The organism is Plasticicumulans sp. (genome assembly GCF_035331805.1).
In the GTDB taxonomy this organism is placed as follows: domain Bacteria; phylum Pseudomonadota; class Gammaproteobacteria; order Competibacterales; family Competibacteraceae; genus Plasticicumulans.
Genome location: NZ_DAOLKE010000400.1, coordinates 1 through 2,995, shown reverse-complemented (window position 1 = coordinate 2,995; position 2,995 = coordinate 1). Strand labels below are relative to the sequence as shown.

The following is a 2,995-nucleotide window of genomic DNA, read 5'->3' as shown; positions in this document are numbered from 1 at the left end:
GCCTCGCGATTGTCGAAATCCCCGCCCGGCAGCGCCGGCGGGCCGGCGCTGCCGGGCGGGGGTTTCGACGATCGCGAGGCACTGCTGCGGAGCCTGCGTGCGACGCGGCCGTGGCTGCCGCCGGCGCTGGCGGCGCGGCTGGTGCGCAGCTACGGCACGCGCGCATCGCGGCTGCTCGGTGCCGCCAATGCGCTCGCCGGACTCGGCACGGACTTCGGGGCCGGGCTGCATGCGGCCGAGGTCGATTACCTGGTGCAGACCGAATGGGCGCGCACGGCCGAGGACGTGCTGTGGCGGCGCAGCAAGCTCGGGCTGCGCATCGAGGCGGGGGCAGCGGCGCGGCTCGCGGACTACCTTGCCGAAGCAGTACCGCGGCTGAGCGGCGGACACGCCTGATCCGCCGGCCGCGGCCGGGGAGGAGACATGGACGAACGCTACGTGCTCGCAATCGATCAGGGCACGACCAGCACGCGCGCGCTGCTGTTCGACCACACCGGGCGCGTCGCCGGCTGCGCGCAGCGCGAGCTCACGCAGCACTTCCCGCAGCCGGGCTGGGTCGAGCACGACGCTTCCGAGATCCTCGCCAGCGTGCTGACGACGATCGCCGAAGTGCTGACCGTCACGCGCACCCCGGTGCAGGCGATCGCCGCGCTCGGCATCACCAACCAGCGCGAGACCGTCGTGATCTGGGAGAAGGCCACCGGCCGGCCGATCCATCGCGCCATCGTCTGGCAGTCGCGCCAGAGCGAAGGCATCTGCGCGCAGCTGCGCGCGCAAGGGGCCGAGCCGCTGATCCGCGAGCGCACCGGCCTGCTGATCGATCCGTACTTCTCCGGCACCAAGCTCAGGTGGCTGCTCGATCAACTGCCCGGCGCCCGCGCACGGGCCGGACGCGGCGAGCTGCTGGCCGGCACGATCGACAGCTGGCTGGTCTGGAACCTCAGCGGCGGCCGGCGGCACGTCACCGACGCGAGCAACGCCTCGCGCACGCTGCTCTACGACATCCACGCCCGGCGCTGGGACGACGAACTGCTGGCGCTGCTCGATGTGCCGCGCGCCCTGCTGCCCGAGGTCTGCGCATCGAGCGGCGTGCTCGGCACGACTGATCCGCGGCTGACGCTCGGCGTCGCGCTGCCGATCGCGGGCCTGGCCGGCGACCAGCAGGCGGCGCTGTTCGGGCAGGGCTGCCACGCGCCGGGCATGGCCAAGAACACCTACGGCACCGGCTGCTTCCTGCTGATGCACACCGGCGCGCAGGCGGTGCGTTCACGCCACGGGCTGCTGACGACGATCGCCTGGCAGATCGGCGATCAGCTCGAATACGCGCTCGAAGGCAGCATCTTCGTCGCCGGCTCGGCCGTGCAGTGGCTGCGCGACGGCCTGAAGCTGATCGATACCGCCGCCGATTCAGAGGCGCTGGCGCAGTCGGTCGCCTCGACCGGCGGCGTCTACTGCGTGCCGGCCTTCGTCGGGCTCGGCGCGCCGTACTGGCGAAGCGACGTGCGCGGTGCGCTGTTCGGGCTGACGCGCGGCAGCGGCCGGGCCGAGATCTGCCGTGCCGTGCTCGAAGCGATCGCCTTCCAGACCCGCGACGTGCTCGATGCGATGCAGGCCGATGCGGGGCTTGCGCTCGAACGGCTGCGCGTCGACGGCGGCGCGGTCGCCAACGCCTTCCTGATGCAGTTCCAGAGCGACATCCTCGGCGTGCCGGTCGAACGCCCGGCCCAGCCCGAAGCCACGGCCTTCGGCGCCGCGGCGCTCGCCGGGCTGGCGACCGGCTTCTGGGCCGATCGCGCCGCCATCGCCGCCTGCTGCCGGCCCGATCGTCGCTTCGAACCGGCGCTGCCGGCTGCCGGGCGCGAGGCGAGCTACGCGGGCTGGCGACAGGCGGTGCAGGCGACGCTGGGGTTCAGGATCGATCCGGCCTGAGGGCGCGGCCCGGTCTCACAGCAGCACGCCATCCACCGGCCGCACGGCCGCCGGCCGTTCGCGCTCGCCGAGCAGTTCGAGCAGGTCGGCCTCGATCGTCGTGCTGATCGCCAAGAGCGGCAGATCGTGCGGCATCTCGCCGAACGGTTCCTCGATCTGCTCGCCGAGGGCATCGAGGCCGAAGAACGTGTAGGCGAGGAACAGCACGACCACCGGCGTCATCCGGCCGACCGTGTCGATCAGGCCGAAGGGCAGCAGCAGGCAGTAAAAGTACACGGTACGGTGCAGCAGCAGCCGGTACGGGTACGGCAGCGGCGTGTTGCGGATGCGTTCGCAGCCGCCGAGCACGTCGGCGAGCCGGTCGAGCCGGGATTCGGCATGCGCGGCGAGCAGCGGGTCGATGCGCAGGTCACGGCGCGCGCCGTGCAGGTGCTCGCCGAGTTCCTGCAGCAGCGCCAGCGGCACGTTGTGCGCCGCCGCCGGACGGGCGGCGGCCTGCGGGCCGAGGAGGCGTTCGAGGTCGGGGAGCGGATCACTGCCGCGCAGGTGGTGGCGCAGCGCATGCGCAAACGCCATCAGCCGGTGCACGAACGCCGTCGGCCGCGCATCGGCGGCGCCGGCCGGGGCATCGATCGTCGTCAGCGCCAGTCGGGCCAGGCTGCGGCAGGCGTTCAGCAGTTCGCCCCAGAGCTTGCGGCCTTCCCAGTAGCGGTCGTAGCTGACGCTGTTGCGGAAGCCGAGAAAGATCGCGAGGGTCAGGCCGATCAGGCTGAACGGCGTGACGGTCATCGAATAACGAAACGGCAGCACCGACTCGTGCAGCACCGTGACCAGCGTCGCGAGCGCCGTCGTCGCCAGCAGCGGACGCAGGATGTCCCGCACGATCGAGCCGCGGATGCGGAACAGCAGATCGAAACCGCCGGGCGTCTGCAGGATGACCATGGGCGCGTGACCGGAGCCGCGGGTGAATCGGTGACGTCGGGGAGCGCAGACAGCGGGAACGGCGGGGTGAGGAATGGCGCGCCCGAAGGGATTCGAACCCCTGACCTCTGCCTCCGGAGGGCAG

Annotated in this window: 3 protein-coding genes; 2 read left to right on the top strand and 1 reads right to left on the bottom strand. The window is 72.1% G+C overall.

Translation table 11 applies throughout. The annotated features are described in order from the left end of the window. Window positions 1-396 (top strand): glycerol-3-phosphate dehydrogenase C-terminal domain-containing protein (locus PKE44_RS17490; protein ID WP_324553822.1); only part of this gene is annotated, 396 nt, incomplete at its 5' end. Window positions 397-423: 27 nt separating this feature from the next. Beyond that, on the top strand, window positions 424-1,929 hold the full coding sequence (glpK, locus tag PKE44_RS17485) for a glycerol kinase GlpK (protein WP_324553820.1): 1,506 nt from the start codon (window positions 424-426) through the stop codon (window positions 1,927-1,929). Between the two features lie 15 nt (window positions 1,930-1,944). Here glpK and PKE44_RS17480 read toward each other — a convergent pair whose 3' ends face one another. Beyond that, entirely contained in the window at window positions 1,945-2,871 is a 927-nt protein-coding gene (locus PKE44_RS17480) for a bestrophin family ion channel (protein ID WP_324553817.1), read from the bottom strand. Window positions 2,872-2,995 lie beyond the last annotated feature (124 nt).